The sequence below is a fragment of the Pararhizobium arenae genome (assembly GCF_001931685.1).
GTDB classification, from domain to species: domain Bacteria; phylum Pseudomonadota; class Alphaproteobacteria; order Rhizobiales; family Rhizobiaceae; genus Pararhizobium; species Pararhizobium arenae.
Map to the genome: position 1 here is coordinate 81,884 of NZ_MOOY01000001.1, position 13,795 is coordinate 95,678.

The 13,795-nt window shown below is 60.8% G+C and carries 12 protein-coding genes; all 12 read left to right on the forward strand.

Going from position 1 to position 13,795, the window contains the following annotated elements; translation table 11 throughout:
* The first annotated feature begins 15 nt into the window (after positions 1–15).
* The 12 genes from BLX89_RS00415 to BLX89_RS00470 all read left to right on the forward strand — a co-directional run bounded on the left by BLX89_RS00415 (position 16) and on the right by BLX89_RS00470 (position 13,785).
* Positions 16–1,158 carry an NADH-quinone oxidoreductase subunit E gene (locus tag BLX89_RS00415; protein WP_075288695.1) on the forward strand — a complete coding sequence of 381 codons (1,143 nt, stop codon included), beginning with the start codon at positions 16–18 and terminating at the stop codon, positions 1,156–1,158.
* A 12-nt stretch (positions 1,159–1,170) separates the two neighbouring features.
* The gene (gene nuoF / locus BLX89_RS00420; protein WP_075288696.1) at positions 1,171–2,475 is read left to right on the forward strand and encodes an NADH-quinone oxidoreductase subunit NuoF; all 1,305 of its coding nucleotides are present in this window, start codon (positions 1,171–1,173) and stop codon (positions 2,473–2,475) included.
* A gap of 4 nt (positions 2,476–2,479) precedes the next feature.
* Positions 2,480–3,124, forward strand: coding sequence for a hypothetical protein (locus BLX89_RS00425; protein WP_075288697.1), 645 nt, complete (start codon positions 2,480–2,482; stop codon positions 3,122–3,124).
* Positions 3,125–3,237: 113 nt separating this feature from the next.
* The gene (nuoG, locus tag BLX89_RS00430) at positions 3,238–5,319 is read left to right on the forward strand and encodes an NADH-quinone oxidoreductase subunit NuoG (RefSeq protein ID WP_075288698.1); all 2,082 of its coding nucleotides are present in this window, start codon (positions 3,238–3,240) and stop codon (positions 5,317–5,319) included.
* A gap of 20 nt (positions 5,320–5,339) precedes the next feature.
* Positions 5,340–6,383, forward strand: coding sequence for an NADH-quinone oxidoreductase subunit NuoH (nuoH, locus tag BLX89_RS00435; RefSeq protein WP_075288699.1), 1,044 nt, complete (start codon positions 5,340–5,342; stop codon positions 6,381–6,383).
* A 64-nt stretch (positions 6,384–6,447) separates the two neighbouring features.
* Positions 6,448–6,939 (forward strand): NADH-quinone oxidoreductase subunit NuoI, encoded by a 492-nt coding sequence (gene nuoI, locus BLX89_RS00440; RefSeq protein WP_075288700.1) that lies wholly within the window; start codon positions 6,448–6,450, stop codon positions 6,937–6,939.
* Positions 6,940–7,062: 123 nt separating this feature from the next.
* Positions 7,063–7,677, forward strand: a complete 615-nt coding sequence (locus BLX89_RS00445) for an NADH-quinone oxidoreductase subunit J (protein ID WP_075288701.1) — start codon at positions 7,063–7,065, stop codon at positions 7,675–7,677.
* Positions 7,678–7,704: 27 nt separating this feature from the next.
* Complete coding sequence (gene nuoK / locus BLX89_RS00450) at positions 7,705–8,013, forward strand: NADH-quinone oxidoreductase subunit NuoK (protein ID WP_075288702.1); 309 nt, start codon at positions 7,705–7,707, stop codon at positions 8,011–8,013.
* 7 nt (positions 8,014–8,020) lie between these two features.
* The gene (gene nuoL / locus BLX89_RS00455; protein ID WP_075288703.1) at positions 8,021–10,051 is read left to right on the forward strand and encodes an NADH-quinone oxidoreductase subunit L; all 2,031 of its coding nucleotides are present in this window, start codon (positions 8,021–8,023) and stop codon (positions 10,049–10,051) included.
* Complete coding sequence (locus tag BLX89_RS00460; protein WP_075288704.1) at positions 10,051–11,562, forward strand: NADH-quinone oxidoreductase subunit M; 1,512 nt, start codon at positions 10,051–10,053, stop codon at positions 11,560–11,562. The genes nuoL and BLX89_RS00460 overlap by 1 nt, the downstream gene beginning before the upstream one ends.
* Before the next feature lie 19 nt (positions 11,563–11,581).
* Positions 11,582–13,021 carry an NADH-quinone oxidoreductase subunit NuoN gene (gene nuoN / locus BLX89_RS00465; protein ID WP_075288705.1) on the forward strand — a complete coding sequence of 480 codons (1,440 nt, stop codon included), beginning with the start codon at positions 11,582–11,584 and terminating at the stop codon, positions 13,019–13,021.
* Positions 13,018–13,785, forward strand: coding sequence for a biotin--[acetyl-CoA-carboxylase] ligase (locus tag BLX89_RS00470; protein WP_075288706.1), 768 nt, complete (start codon positions 13,018–13,020; stop codon positions 13,783–13,785). Before nuoN ends, BLX89_RS00470 begins: the two co-directional genes overlap by 4 nt.
* Positions 13,786–13,795: the final 10 nt, after the last annotated feature.

Sequence of the window (13,795 nt, forward strand, 5' to 3'; positions counted from 1 at the left end):
TAAGGTTCGGGAATTATGTCCGTTCGTCGACTAGCCGAGGATAGCGTCCAACCGCAGAGCTTCGCCTTCACGGGTGAAAATGTGGCGTGGGCGGAAGCCACGATCAAGAAATACCCGGAAGGCCGTCAGCAGTCCGCCGTGATCCCACTTCTGATGCGGGCGCAGGAGCAGGACGGCTGGGTGACCAAGGCTGCGATCGAATCGGTCGCCGACATGCTCGACATGCCTTATATTCGCGTTCTTGAGGTCGCGACCTTCTACACCCAGTTCCAGCTGAAGCCCGTCGGCACGCGCGCTCATATCCAGGTCTGTGGCACCACACCCTGCATGCTGCGCGGCTCGGAAGAGCTTATCAGCCTGTGCAAGCGTCGCATCCATCCCGAGCCGCTGACCCAGAACGAGAGCGGCACGCTTTCCTGGGAAGAAGTCGAGTGTCAGGGCGCCTGCGTGAACGCACCGATGGTGATGATCTTCAAGGACAGCTACGAAGACCTCACGGTTCCGCAGCTCGAATACATCATCGACCGATTCGACGCCGGCAAGGGCAAGGATGTGACGCCCGGTCCGCAGATTGATCGTATCTTTTCCGCTCCGGTCGGCGGTGTGACGACGCTGACGGAGGCGCCTGCTCCGCAGCGCAACCAGGTGACGGAAGCCGCTCCGGTGGAAGCCGCCGGGGAAGCCGCATCGGTTCCGCCGTCGAATGCCGGTCGCGCCAAGACGGCTGCTGACGAAACCAATCCTGCCGTCAAGACACCTGCGACGGCAAAGGCCGCTGCTGCCGCCAACGCCAAGGCCGAAGGCGAAAACAAGGACACGGGCATCGTTGCCGAGGCGCCGGTCAAAAAGGCTGCCGCGGCTGCAAAGCCTTCGCTGGAAGACACCAACCGTCCTGCCGGCATCGCGCGTCCTGCAGCCGTTGACGACCTGAAGCTGATCTCCGGCGTCGGCCCGAAGATCGAGGGCATCCTGCACGAACTCGGTATCTTCACCTATGCGCAGGTCGCAGGCTGGAACGAGGCGGAACGCGCCTGGGTCGATGGCTACCTGAACTTCAAGGGTCGCATCGATCGTGACGACTGGGTCAGGCAAGCCGAGGCTCTGGCCAAGGGCGGCGAAGCCGAATACATCAGAGTTTTCGGCAAGAAGCCGCGGTAAAGAGGTTTAGACATGCTCGCCGATAAAGATCGCATTTTTACCAACCTCTATGGCCTTCACGACAAGTCGCTGAAGGGCGCCATGAGCCGTGGCCACTGGGATGGCACCAAGCAGATCCTCGAAAAGGGTCGTGACTGGATCATCAACGAGATGAAAGCCTCCGGTCTTCGCGGGCGCGGTGGCGCGGGCTTCCCGACGGGGCTGAAGTGGTCCTTCATGCCGAAGGAAAGCGACGGCCGCCCGCACTACCTCGTCGTCAATGCCGACGAGTCCGAGCCGGGCACCTGTAAAGACCGCGACATCATGCGTCATGATCCGCATACGCTGATCGAGGGCTGCGTTGTCGCGAGCTTCGCCATGGGCGCGCACACCGCCTACATATACGTTCGTGGCGAATACATGCGTGAACGTGAAGCCCTGCAGGCGGCAATCGACGAATGCTATGACGCCGGCCTGCTCGGCAAGAACAACAAGCTCGGCTGGGACATGGACATCTTCGTCCATCACGGCGCCGGCGCCTACATCTGCGGCGAAGAAACCGCTCTGCTCGAAAGCCTTGAAGGCAAGAAGGGCCAGCCGCGCCTGAAGCCGCCATTCCCGGCCAACATGGGTCTCTATGGCTGCCCGACGACCGTCAACAACGTCGAATCCATCGCCGTTGCCCCGACGATCCTGCGTCGCGGCGCCGGCTGGTTCTCCGGCATCGGCCGTCCGAACAATGTCGGCACGAAGCTGTTCATGGTGTCCGGCCACGTCAACCGTCCCTGCACCTTCGAAGACGCGATGGGCACGCCCTTCCGTGAAATGATCGAGCGTCATTGCGGCGGTATCCGCGGCGGCTGGGACAATCTTCTGGCGGTTATCCCCGGCGGCTCGTCCTGCCCGGTTGTCAAGGCTGAAGACATCATCGACGCGCCGATGGATTTCGACGGCATGCGTGATGTGAAGTCTTCCTTCGGTACGGCCGCGATCATCGTCATGGACAAGTCCACGGACATCATCAAGGCCATCTGGCGTCTGGCTGCTTTCTACAAGCACGAGAGCTGCGGCCAGTGCACGCCCTGCCGTGAAGGCACGGGCTGGATGATGCGCGTGATGGAACGCATGGTTCAGGGCCGCGCCCAGAAGCGCGAGATCGACATGCTGTTCGACGTGACGAAGCAGGTGGAAGGTCACACGATCTGCGCGCTGGGCGATGCGGCCGCATGGCCGATCCAGGGCCTGATCCGCAACTTCCGTCCGGAAATGGAAAAGCGCATCGACGAATATACGCGCAATGCAAGCTCGCATGGCGCGGTTCTGGAGGCAGCGGAGTAACAAGATGGCTGGGCCGAAGCGGGAAAGCGGGCAGGGGACAGGATCGGTGGAAACCGGTGCGGGACCTTCATCCGCCTCCGGTTCGGCCAACGACCCGTTCGGGATGGGCGAGTGGCTGAAGGACGTGCCGGTGGCATCGCTTCATCCGCTGATGCAGCATCCGGTCGCGGCCATGGCCGCGGCGACTGCGATCGGGTTCGGTGTCACCAGCCATCTTGCCGGCGTCATGTTCGGCGCGATGCAGGGCATGGCAGAAGCGGCGCAGAAGGCAGGCGCCGGCGGGGATAAGGTTTCGGACGAAGAGGTCCAGTCATCCGCTCCGGTGCAGGCGTCGAAGGCTGAAGCAGAAGCCGTTGTGAAGGCTGTTCCGGTCGAAAAGGCAGCGGCGGTTGAGAAACCGGTGAGGCCGAAGCGGAGCAGCAGGCCTGCGGCGCGAATGGTCGAGACGGCGTCGGACGACCTGAAGAAGATTGCGGGCATCGGCCCGAAGCTGGAGCAGGTGCTGAACGGCATGGGCATCCGGCGCTATCAGGACATAGCGCGCTGGACGGACAAGGACGTGCAGCGGGTGGATGAACAGCTCGGTTTCAGCGGACGCATTGCCCGCGATGGCTGGGTCGAGAGTGCAAAGGCCCTTATGAAGGGCTGAAGAAATTTCGGGCGGGGTCTCCCAAGGGCTTTTCCCATAAAGGTTGTCATAACCTTGGATTATCTGTCTGTGGCTTGAGAAGCGGCAGACGAAGGACAGGATTGAGTGCTAAGATGGCAAAGCTGAAAGTCGACGGAAAAGAGATCGAGGTTCCGGATCATTTCACGCTGCTTCAGGCGTGCGAGGAAGCCGGCGGCGAGGTTCCGCGCTTCTGTTTCCATGAGCGGCTTTCGGTTGCCGGTAACTGCCGCATGTGTCTGATCGAGGTAAAGGGCGGGCCGCCGAAGCCGGCCGCTTCCTGCGCCATGGGTGTGCGCGACCTGCGTCCGGGCCCGAACGGCGAGGCGCCTGAGGTCTTCACGACCACGCCTATGGTCAAGAAGGCCCGCGAAGGCGTGATGGAATTCCTGCTGATCAACCACCCGCTGGATTGCCCGATCTGCGACCAGGGTGGCGAATGCGACCTACAGGACCAGGCCATGGCCTTCGGCGTCGACTCGACCCGCTACAACGAAAACAAGCGCGCCGTCGAAGACAAGTATATCGGCCCGCTGGTCAAGACCGTGATGAACCGCTGCATTCACTGCACGCGCTGCGTCCGTTTCACCACCGAAGTCGCCGGGATCACCGAGCTTGGTTTGATCGGCCGTGGCGAAGACGCCGAGATCACCACTTACCTCGAGCAGGCCATGACCTCCGAGCTTCAGGGCAACGTCGTTGACCTCTGCCCGGTCGGTGCGCTCACCTCCAAGCCTTACGCCTTCAACGCCCGTCCGTGGGAACTCGGCAAGACCGAATCCATCGACGTGATGGATGCCGTCGGTTCCGCGATCCGTGTCGATACCCGCGGCCGCGAAGTCATGCGCGTCATGCCGCGCGTCAATGAAGAGATCAACGAAGAGTGGATCTCCGACAAGACCCGCTTCATCTGGGATGGCCTGAAGACCCAGCGTTTGGACCGTCCTTATGTGAAGGTTGACGGTCGCCTGCGTCCGGCAAGCTGGAACGAAGCCTTTGCTGCCATCAAGTCGGCCGTCTCAAAAACCTCTGGCGATCATATCGGCGCCATCGCCGGCGATCTGGCATCGGTTGAAGAAATGTTCGCGCTGAAATCGCTGATTTCGTCGCTTGGTTCGACAAACATCGACTGCCGCCAGGATGGCGCAGCACTGGATCCGTCGCTCGGCCGCGCCAGCTACATCTTCAATGCCACCATTCAGGGCATCGAACAGGCCGACGCGCTGCTGATCATCGGCGCCAACCCGCGCTTCGAAGCCTCGGTTCTCAACGCCCGCATCCGCAAGCGTTTCCGCATGGGCGGCTTCCCGATCGGCGTGATCGGTGAACAGGCTGAACTGCGGTACGACTACGACTATCTCGGTGCTGGCACCGATACGCTCGCCGATCTCGTCGCCGGCAAGGGTGCATTCGTAGACGTGCTAAAGAAGGCCGCTCGCCCGCTGATCATCGTCGGCCAGGGCGCGATCTCCGGGGCCAACGGTGCGGCTGTTCTCGCATCGGCCGCCAAGCTTGCTTCCGCCGTTGGTGCTGTTTCCGAAGAGTGGAACGGTTTCTCGGTTCTGCACACCGCAGCATCGCGCGTCGGTGGTCTCGATCTCGGGTTCGTGCCGGGTGAGGGGGGCAAGTCTGCCGCCGAGATGCTGACCGGCACGGACGTTCTGTTCCTGCTTGGCGCTGACGAACTGGATTTCTCCGGCAAGACCGCAGGCTTCACGGTCTACATCGGCTCGCATGGCGACAACGGTGCCCATGGCGCCGACGTCATCCTGCCGGGTGCGACCTACACCGAAAAGTCCGGCACCTGGGTCAACACCGAAGGCCGCGTGCAAATGGGCAACCGCGCAGGCTTCGCACCGGGCGATGCCCGCGAGGACTGGGCGATCCTGCGCGCGCTCTCCGACGTGCTCGGCAAGCGGCTGCCATTTGATTCGCTTGGACAATTGCGCGCCAAGCTCTACGAAGAGCACCCGCATTTCGCCGATGTCGACGCGATTTTCGCCGGCACTGCGGGCGAAATCGAGGCTCTTGGGCAAAAAGCGGGTGGGATGACCAAATCGGCGTTTGCGTCTCCGGTCAAAGACTTCTATTTGACGAACCCGATAGCACGCGCGTCCGCCGTCATGGCCGAATGTTCGGCCCTGGCACGCAACAACTTCAAAGCTGCGGCGGAATGAGCGCGGGGGAATAAGAGATCATGGACGCTTTCATTTCGACCTACGTCTGGCCAGGCATCATCATGGTCGCCCAGTCGCTTCTGCTTCTGGTCGCGCTCCTGCTGTTCATCGCCTACATTCTGCTCGCTGACCGCAAGATCTGGGCCGCCGTGCAGATGCGCCGTGGACCTAACGTGGTGGGGCCGTGGGGACTTTTCCAGTCCTTCGCCGATCTTTTGAAGTTCGTCTTCAAGGAGCCGGTCATTCCGGCAAGCTCCAACAAGACGCTGTTCCTGCTGGCGCCACTGGTTTCCGTGACCTTGGCGCTTGCCGCCTGGGCGGTTATCCCGCTCAACGAAAACTGGGTGATGGCGAACATCAATGTCGGCATCCTCTATGTTCTCGCGATTTCCTCGCTCGAAGTTTACGGCGTGATCATCGGCGGCTGGGCATCGAACTCCAAGTATCCGTTCCTTTCGGCGCTGCGCTCGGCGGCGCAGATGGTGTCCTACGAAGTCTCGATCGGCTTCGTCATCGTCACCGTTCTGCTCTGCGTCGGCTCGCTGAACCTGACGGACATCGTCAACTCGCAGCGTGATGGCCTTGGCACGATGATGGGCCTTCCCGGCTCGTTCCTCGACTGGTACTGGCTGCCGCTGTTCCCGATGTTCATCATCTTCTTCATCTCGGCGCTGGCTGAAACCAACCGTCCGCCTTTCGACCTGGTTGAAGCGGAATCGGAACTGGTTGCCGGCTTCATGGTCGAATACGGCTCCACCCCATACATGATGTTCATGCTCGGCGAATATGCGGCCATCTGCCTGATGTGCTCGCTGACGACGATCCTGTTCCTCGGCGGCTGGCTGCCTCCGGTCGACGTCTGGTTCCTGAACTGGGTACCGGGTATCGTCTGGTTCATCATCAAGGCGTCGCTGGTGTTCTTCATGTTCGCGATGGTCAAGGCCTTCGTGCCGCGCTATCGCTACGACCAGCTGATGCGTCTGGGTTGGAAGGTTTTCCTGCCGATCTCGCTCGCCATGGTCTTTATTGTTGCAGTCACGTTGAAACTGTTCGTGTGGGCCTGATGTCCAAGATCGGTTTCGCGTCAATCGCCGGTTCCTCCCAGGCCGGCACGTTTGGAGGTTGATGATGGCAAGTCTTACGCAAGCCGTCAGTTCGCTGTTCCTCAAGGAATTCGTGAGCGCTTTCTTTCTGTCGATGCGCTATTTCTTCGCGCCGAAGGCAACGGTGAACTATCCCTTCGAAAAGGGACCGGTCAGCCCGCGTTTCCGGGGCGAGCATGCGCTGCGCCGCTATCCAAACGGTGAAGAGCGCTGCATCGCCTGCAAGCTGTGCGAAGCGATCTGTCCTGCACAGGCGATCACCATCGAAGCCGGCCCGCGCCGCAACGATGGCACCCGCCGCACGGTCCGTTACGATATCGACATGGTGAAGTGCATCTATTGCGGCTTCTGCCAGGAGGCATGCCCGGTCGATGCGATCGTCGAAGGCCCGAACTTCGAATTCTCGACCGAGACGCGCGAAGAACTGTACTACGACAAGGAAAGACTGCTCGCGAACGGCGACCGTTGGGAGCGTGAAATCGCGCGCAACATCGCGATGGACTCGCCTTACCGCTGAGCCCTTTGACATGAACCCGCCGGATCAGGCGGGTTTCAAACAGGTTTTTGGGCATGCCTCCGGCGTGCCCGTGGCTGGAGCGGCAGGCGCCGCCTCCGGCCAAAGACGAAAAAGGCACCGATCATGGGTCTGCAGGCTCTGTTTTTCTATCTCTTCGCCTTCATCGCCGTTGCGTCGGCGTTCATGGTGATCTCGGCTCGGAACCCGGTTTACTCCGTGCTGTTCCTGATCCTGACGTTCTTCAACGCTGCCGGTCTCTTCCTGCTGACCGGCGCCGAGTTCCTCGCCATGATCCTGCTGGTCGTCTATATCGGCGCCGTCGCGGTTCTCTTCCTCTTTGTCGTGATGATGCTCGACATCGACTTTACCCAGCTGAGGGCAGGGGTGCTTGAATACGCGCCGGTCGGTGCGCTGATCGGCCTCATCCTCGCGGCCGAGCTGATCATCGTGGTCGGCGGCAGCACCTTCTCGCCGGAAATCGCCAAGTCGATCTCGATGCCGATCCCGGCCATCACCGAACGCACGAACACGGCCGCGCTCGGCGACGTGCTCTACACCCACTACGTCTACTTCTTCCAGATCGCCGGCCTGGTGCTTCTGGTTGCCATGATCGGCGCGATCGTGCTGACGCTGCGTCATCGCGAAAACATCAAGCGCCAGGATATCCCCACACAGGTTGCCCGTTCGCCCGAGACCGCCGTCGAAGTGGTCAAGGTGAAGTCGGGCCAGGGCCTATAATACGGACGCGAGGTCAAGGAACTCATCATGGAAATCGGTATTTCCCATTATCTGACCGTCAGCGCCATTCTGTTCATGCTGGGCGTCTTCGGCATCTTCCTCAACCGGAAGAACATCATCGTCATCCTGATGTCGGTCGAACTTATCCTGCTTGCGGTCAACATCAACATGGTCGCCTTCTCGTCGTTCCTCAACGACATCACCGGCCAGGTGTTTGCCCTGTTCATTCTGACCGTCGCGGCCGCGGAAGCTGCGATCGGCCTTGCAATTCTCGTCGTCTTCTACCGCAACCGCGGCTCCATCGCGGTTGAAGACGTCAACATGATGAAGGGCTGACCGGGCCATGGATACGCTTATCAAAGCCATCGTCTTTCTGCCGCTGATCGGCTTCCTGATTGCTGGCCTGTTCGGCACCGCGATCGGCGCCAAGGCATCCGAATATGTCACCACCGGCTTCATGATGGTCGTGGCCGTGCTGTCGTGGATCGTCTTCTTCCATGTCGCGTTCGGCGAAACCGAAATGATCCGCGTCAGCGTGCTGCGCTGGGTCCAGTCCGGCGGCTTCGACAGCGAATGGGCGTTCCGCGTCGATACGCTGACGGCCGTGATGTTCGTGGTCGTCAACACTGTATCGTGCCTCGTTCACCTCTATTCGATCGGCTACATGCACCACGATCCGCATCGGCCGCGTTTCTTCGCATACCTGTCGCTCTTCACCTTTGCGATGCTGATGCTGGTGACCTCCGACAACCTGCTGCAGATGTTCTTCGGCTGGGAAGGCGTGGGTCTGGCGTCCTATCTGCTGATCGGCTTCTGGTACAAGAAGCCGTCCGCGTCCGCCGCCGCCATGAAGGCGTTCATCGTCAACCGCGTCGGTGACTTCGGCTTCATCCTCGGCATTTTCGGCGTCTTCGTTCTGTTCGGTTCGGTAAACTTCGAGACGATCTTTGCCGCGACCGCGACCTATCTGCCGGCCGGCGAGGCGCACGGTGCAGCCGCTGCGGCTACCGAAGGCGCTCATGCGGCCGGTGATGCGGTCCTGAATTTCCTGGGCATGCAGCTCGACAAGGGCCATGCGGTGACCGCCGTCTGCCTGCTCTTGTTCATGGGCGCGATGGGCAAGTCGGCGCAGTTCCTGCTGCACACCTGGCTTCCGGACGCCATGGAAGGTCCGACCCCGGTTTCGGCGCTCATTCACGCCGCGACCATGGTCACTGCCGGCGTCTTCCTCGTCGCCCGCATGTCGCCGCTGTTTGAACTGTCGCACACGGCCCTGACCGTGGTGACCGTTGTCGGCGCGATCACCGCCTTCTTCGCGGCATCGGTCGGCCTCGTGCAGAATGACATCAAGCGCGTTATCGCCTATTCGACCTGCTCGCAGCTCGGATACATGTTCGTGGCGCTCGGTTGCGGCGCCTATGGCGCGGCCGTCTTCCACCTGTTCACGCACGCCTTCTTCAAGGCGCTCCTTTTCCTGTGCGCCGGCTCGGTCATCCACGCCGTCGATGGCGAGCAGGACATGCGCTACATGGGCGGCCTGCGGCCGCACATCAAGATTACCTTCTGGATGATGATGCTCGGCACGCTCGCCATCACCGGCGTCGGCATTCCGTTCTCGGGCATCGGCTTTGCGGGTTTCATCTCCAAGGACATCATCATCGAAGCGACCTATGCGGCGCATTCCCCGGTCTCGGGCTTTGCCTTCGCGCTGCTTGTCATCGCCGCCTGCTTCACCAGCTTCTATTCCTGGCGCCTGATTTTCATGACCTTCTACGGCAAGCCGCGCGCTTCCCACGACGTCATGCACCATGTCCATGAATCGCCGATGGTCATGCTCGTTCCGCTGTTCGTGCTTGCGGTCGGCGCCGTTGTGGCCGGCATGGTTTTCGAAGGTTACTTCTTCGGCCACGAATATGCGGAGTTCTGGCAGGGTGCGCTGTTCACCGGTCCGGAAAACGAAATCCTCGAGCATTTCCATCACGTTCCGGCTCTGGTTGCCTTGAGCCCGTTCATCGCGATGGTCCTCGGTTTCGTCACCGCCTGGTATATGTACATCGCCTCGCCGCAGACGCCGAAATACCTGGCTGATCAACATCGCGGTCTCTACCAGTTCCTGCTCAACAAGTGGTACTTCGACGAACTCTATGACGTTCTGTTCGTTCGCAGCGCCAAGTGGCTCGGCACCTTCCTGTGGAAGGAAGGCGATGGTCGCGTGATCGACGGCTACGGCCCGAACGGCATTGCCGCGCGCGTCGTTGATGTGACCGATCGCGTGGTGCGCCTGCAGACCGGTTACCTCTATCACTATGCGTTCGTGATGCTGATCGGCATCGCCGCGCTCATTACCTGGATGATGCTCGGGAGTTCCTTCTGATGACCGATTGGCCCATTCTTTCAGCGGTCACCTTTCTCCCGCTGGTTGGCGTCGTTCTGCTCTTGCTTACCCGCGAGGACAGCCCGGCCGGCCGCCGCAACATCCTGAACATTTCGCTGCTGACCACGATCGTTACGTTCCTAGTGTCGGCCGTGATCTGGTGGAATTTCGATAACGCCAATCCGGGCTTCCAGATGGTGGAAAAGCACGCTTGGCTCGGCACCGGCATTTCCTATCATCTCGGGGTCGATGGCATTTCCATGCTCTTCGTCGTGCTGTCCGCCTTCCTGATGCCGTTCTGCGTGCTCGCAAGCTGGCATTCGGTCGAGAAGCGCCTCAAGGAATACATGATCGCCTTCCTGCTTCTGGAAGTGTTCATGATCGGCGTCTTCGTGTCGCTCGATATCGTGTTGTTCTACGTGTTCTTCGAAGCCGGCCTCATCCCGATGTTCATCATCATCGGCGTCTGGGGCGGCAAGGACCGCGTTTACGCCAGCTACAAGTTCTTCCTCTACACGCTGCTTGGTTCGGTGCTGATGCTGCTCGCCATCATGGCGATGTATTGGCAGGCCGGCACGACCGACATTCCGGAACTGCTTGCGCACAACTTCCCGCGCGAAATGCAGACCTGGCTATGGCTCGCCTTCTTCGCGTCCTTCGCGGTGAAGATGCCTATGTGGCCGGTTCACACCTGGCTTCCCGACGCGCACGTTCAGGCGCCGACGGCAGGCTCGGTCATCCTGGCCGGTGTTCTCCTGAAGCTTGGCGGTTACGGCTTCCTGCGCTTCTCGCTGCCGATGTTCCCGCTCGCTTCGGATTATTTCGCGCCGTTCGTCTTCACGCTGTCGGTCGTTGCCATCATCTACACCTCGCTGGTCGCGATGATGCAGCAGGACATCAAGAAGCTGATCGCCTATTCGTCGGTCGCGCACATGGGCTATGTCACCATGGGCATCTTCGCCGCCAACGTTCAGGGCGTGCAGGGTGCGGTGTTCCAGATGCTCTCGCACGGTATCGTCTCGGGCGCGCTCTTCCTCTGCGTCGGCGTTGTCTATGACCGCATGCACACCCGCGAGATCTCTGCCTATGGCGGCCTCGTCAACAACATGCCGAAATATGCCGTCGCCTTCATGGTCTTCACCATGGCGAATGTCGGTCTGCCCGGCACATCCGGCTTCGTCGGCGAACTCCTGACCCTGCTCGGCGCCTTCCGCGCCAACACCTGGGTTGCTCTGTTTGCCGCAAGCGGCGTCATCCTGTCGGCCGCCTATGCTCTCTGGCTCTATCGCCGGGTGATCTTCGGCCCGCTCGACAAGGAAAGCCTGAAGGCGCTGCTCGATCTGTCCGGCCGCGAGAAGGTCATTCTCTATCCGCTGATCGTGCTGACCATCTTCTTCGGGGTCTATCCGGCTCCGGTCTTCGATGCCACCGCTGCTTCGATCGACCTTCTGGTCAACAACTATTCCGCTGCACTGCAGGCGGCGCACGATGTTGCGCTGTCCGTGAAATGACGACAGGACGTGATTGAACATGACTGCTGAAACAATCCTTGCAAGTTTGCACCTGTCGCTGCCGGAAGTCATTCTGGCGATGGGCGCCCTGTTCCTGCTGATGGTCGGCGTCTTCACCGGCGAAAAGCCGGCTGTCGCCACATGGCTCGCCATCGTCATCCTCGCTGTCGCCGGCGCGGTTCTGATCTGGGGCACCAACGATGGCACCGCCTATAACGGCGTGTTCGTCTCCGATGCCTTCGGTCGCTTCATGAAGGTGCTGACCCTCGGCGGCTCGATCGTTGCGATCTTCATGTCCGCGGGGCAGGCGCGCCTCACGGGCATCGACAAGTTCGAATATCCGGTGCTGTTGCTTCTTGCGACGCTGGGCATGCTGCTGATGATCTCGGCCAACGATCTGATCGCCGTCTATCTCGGTCTCGAACTGCAGTCGCTGGCGCTTTACGTCGTCGCTGCGATCAACCGCGACAACGTGCGCTCCACGGAAGCGGGCCTGAAATACTTCGTCCTTGGCGCTCTGTCCTCGGGCATGCTGCTTTACGGCATGTCGCTGGTCTACGGCTTCACCGGCCATACCGGCTTCACTGAAATTGCTGCCGCGCTGTCTGCGGAAGGCCGTTCGCTCGGTCTGGTCTTTGGTCTCGTCTTCGTTCTTGCCGGTTTTGCCTTCAAGATCTCGGCCGTGCCGTTCCATATGTGGACGCCGGACGTTTACGAAGGCGCGCCGACGCCGGTGACCGCCTTCTTTGCTGCGGCCCCGAAGGTTGCGGCCATGGCCATGCTGATCCGCATCGTCATCTCGCCCTTCGAGCCCGTACAGGCCGACTGGCAGCAGATCATCGTGTTCATCTCCATCGCTTCGATGCTGCTCGGCTCGTTCGCGGCGATCGGCCAGCGCAACATCAAGCGACTGATGGCCTATTCGTCCATCGGTCACATGGGTTACGCGCTCGTCGGTCTCGCAAGCGGCTCCGAGGCCGGCGTGCGCGGCGTGCTGATCTATATGCTGGTTTATGTCGTCATGACGCTCGGCACCTTTGCCTGCATCATGGCCATGCGCCAGAAGGACGGAGAAGCCCGCGAGAATATCGACGATCTCGCTGGTCTTTCCCAGACCAACCCCTTCATGGCGACCGTCATCACCATCATGATGTTTTCGCTCGCCGGCATTCCGCCGCTCGCCGGCTTCTTCGCGAAATACTTCGTGTTCATGGCGGCGATCGAGGCGCAGTTGTATGCGCTCGCCATCATCGGTGTTCTCGGCTCCGTCGTCGGCGCATACTACTATCTGCGCGTAGTCAAGGTCATGTGGTTCGACGAGCCGAAGGGCGAGTTTGCCCGTCCATCCGGTTCGCTGAAGCTGGTCTATGGTCTAAGTGGTCTGTTCGTTCTTGCCTATGTGCTGATCGGCGGGCCGATCGGCACTGCCGCTGAAGTCGCGGCACGGACGTTCTTTTGAGCATTGAAGCCGGGTCGGGCAGGTCATCGCTGCCCGACTTCAGGCACACTGAACTCGGTGAAGTCGGCTCCACCAATACGGAAGCCCTGGCTCTCGCCCGTAAGGGCGATCCAGGTCACCACTGGATCACAGCAGTGAGGCAGACAGCCGGTCGTGGTCGCCGCGGCCGAAGCTGGATGTCGGAGCCCGGCAATCTCTATTCTTCCCTGCTTCTGATCGATCCCGCGCCCATCGAAAAGCTCGGCTCTCTGCCTTTGGCCGTCGCCGTTGCGGTTTATGATGCGATCCGTGCGGTCATGCCGCCGGGCGGCAACCCGGTCACCATCAAATGGCCGAACGATGTCATGATCGGCGGCAAGAAGACTTGCGGCATCTTGCTGGAAGGCGAACGTTTGCCGGATGGACGGCAGGCCCTAGTTATCGGTTGCGGCATCAACATTGCTGTCCTGCCGGATCACGGCCTCTACCCGGTCACCAGCCTTCGGGCAGAGGGATCGAGCGTATCGCCGGACGAGCTTTTTGCGCATTACTACCAGACGATGGCGCAGATGCTGGCGCTGTGGAACCGGGGCGAGGGCATCGCCGAGGTCATCGAGCGCTGGCGTTCCGGTGCGGCCGGCATCGGTCAAAAAATTACAGTCAATCTTCCCGACCGTTCGCTTGTCGGGATTTTCACAGGCATCGACGAAGATGGCCGTTTGGTCCTTGACCTCGGGTCAGGGATGATCGAGCGTATCGCCGCCGGCGATGTATTTTTCGGATAAAACAAGGCAC

Bases quoted from the DNA above. Each gene is read 5' to 3' on its own strand.
- BLX89_RS00415 (WP_075288695.1), top strand. From the start codon at position 16: ATGTCCGTTCGTCGACTAGCCGAGGATAGCGTCCAACCGCAGAGCTTC.
- nuoF (WP_075288696.1), top strand. From the start codon at position 1,171: ATGCTCGCCGATAAAGATCGCATTTTTACCAACCTCTATGGCCTTCAC.
- BLX89_RS00425 (WP_075288697.1), top strand. From the start codon at position 2,480: ATGGCTGGGCCGAAGCGGGAAAGCGGGCAGGGGACAGGATCGGTGGAA.
- nuoG (WP_075288698.1), top strand. From the start codon at position 3,238: ATGGCAAAGCTGAAAGTCGACGGAAAAGAGATCGAGGTTCCGGATCAT.
- nuoH (WP_075288699.1), top strand. From the start codon at position 5,340: ATGGACGCTTTCATTTCGACCTACGTCTGGCCAGGCATCATCATGGTC.
- nuoI (WP_075288700.1), top strand. From the start codon at position 6,448: ATGGCAAGTCTTACGCAAGCCGTCAGTTCGCTGTTCCTCAAGGAATTC.
- BLX89_RS00445 (WP_075288701.1), top strand. From the start codon at position 7,063: ATGGGTCTGCAGGCTCTGTTTTTCTATCTCTTCGCCTTCATCGCCGTT.
- nuoK (WP_075288702.1), top strand. From the start codon at position 7,705: ATGGAAATCGGTATTTCCCATTATCTGACCGTCAGCGCCATTCTGTTC.
- nuoL (WP_075288703.1), top strand. From the start codon at position 8,021: ATGGATACGCTTATCAAAGCCATCGTCTTTCTGCCGCTGATCGGCTTC.
- BLX89_RS00460 (WP_075288704.1), top strand. From the start codon at position 10,051: ATGACCGATTGGCCCATTCTTTCAGCGGTCACCTTTCTCCCGCTGGTT.
- nuoN (WP_075288705.1), top strand. From the start codon at position 11,582: ATGACTGCTGAAACAATCCTTGCAAGTTTGCACCTGTCGCTGCCGGAA.